The 1334-nt window shown below is 54.3% G+C and carries 1 pseudogene; it reads right to left on the bottom strand.

Annotated elements, in window-relative coordinates:
* Positions 1 to 189: pseudogene (locus J2Z18_RS30270) on the bottom strand (hypothetical protein); the annotation flags it as partial.
* Positions 190 to 1334: the final 1145 nt, after the last annotated feature.

The following is a 1334-nucleotide window of genomic DNA, read 5'->3' as shown; positions in this document are numbered from 1 at the left end:
CCCTCTCCTACGGTTGTTAATGACCTCCTGCCGCGCTTGCTCGTCCGACATGCCCCGGCGCGTATGATAACGGACTTCGGCATTTTCGGTCTTTCGGTCGATTTTTTCCGGCAGCGTGGCCGGGGTCCACCCCTCCGCGATAGCCCACCGCAGGAAGCCCGCAGGGTTGCGCACAGGGCGCGTAGACATGCGGAGCATCAAAAGTAGCTCTAGTACCCTTTCAAGCTCCAGGGGCCACAGGAGCGCCCTAATTTCATCGGTCGGCTGGGTCAGTGTCGCAATTCGATACGCTTGGTCAATCGCTTCAGACTTCTTCATAGGATCATCCCTTTCAAACTATTTCCTCTTGTATCCATAATACACCTTTTTGTATCCAAAATCAAGCGTTTTGTATCCATTATTTCGCGGTGGCCCATCATGGTTGTTGGCCGCGGGTGCGGCTAGGGGTCTAGGCTGGGGTCTGCCATCACCCCGTTTTCAACGATCTCTTGGGTCTTGTGGATATCCTTTCGTTCTCCTTCTACTTATCCCCAGGCCCGTCAAGAAGGTTGCCGCGCTCCGCGCGCCTACAAGCATTTGAAGCATGCTCCCCGCCCCCGCCCCTGCATTTTGCGGCTCTAATTTTGGGCTTGACTCGAAGGGGTTTTTCGTGTTGGCGGGCGAAGGGGAGGAGGGAGAGAGCCGCAGCCCCCCCTAATAGGGAGGGAGCTGCGGCAATGAAAACCTTGAACGTCTTGGCGTTCTCGGGTTCTCGGTCGCTTCGCTTGCTGCAATTCAACGTGTCCAGGTCGTGCGTTACCACGTATAGTCTAACTAACTCTTGCAGGCAGCCAGGGCGTAAGCCCTCACGGACGGGAATGCGGTCGTTGGAGTCACAACGCCGCTCTGGAGAGTGCGGAAGGCGTAAATAGACTTTTACCCATCTAACGGAGGACATCCCCAGCGCTGCCGATCCTGGACGTTACGCCTAGACTGTAAAAGCCCGCCAGGGGATCGCTTCGGGGAGGGTGGGACGACAAACCATCACCATCAACGGCCCATAGGGCCGAGTTTGTTTTATGTCGTTTTGGGTGGCATTGAGCGCCCGATATGATGTTTTGATAGATTGATAGATTCCGAACAGATATGTATGCAAACCAAAAAGGGCCCCTGATCGCATCGGATGCGCGATCAGGGGCCCTTATATACGAATGATCAGTGTACTGTTAAACTACTGGAAAACCATTGAATCTCATCAATGAATCGAGTAGAATAGTGGTACAAAGTCCACGTAAACAAGCTTTCTCGGTGTGCGCTCACCGTTGAAGCTTTTCCGGCGCCCTGTTTCTCCGATG

Source organism: Paenibacillus lactis (assembly GCF_017873605.1).
GTDB classification, from domain to species: Bacteria; Bacillota; Bacilli; order Paenibacillales; family Paenibacillaceae; genus Paenibacillus_AQ; species Paenibacillus_AQ lactis.
Note: the sequence above shows the minus strand (reverse complement) of the source record. Positions and strands in the feature narration are given on the sequence as shown.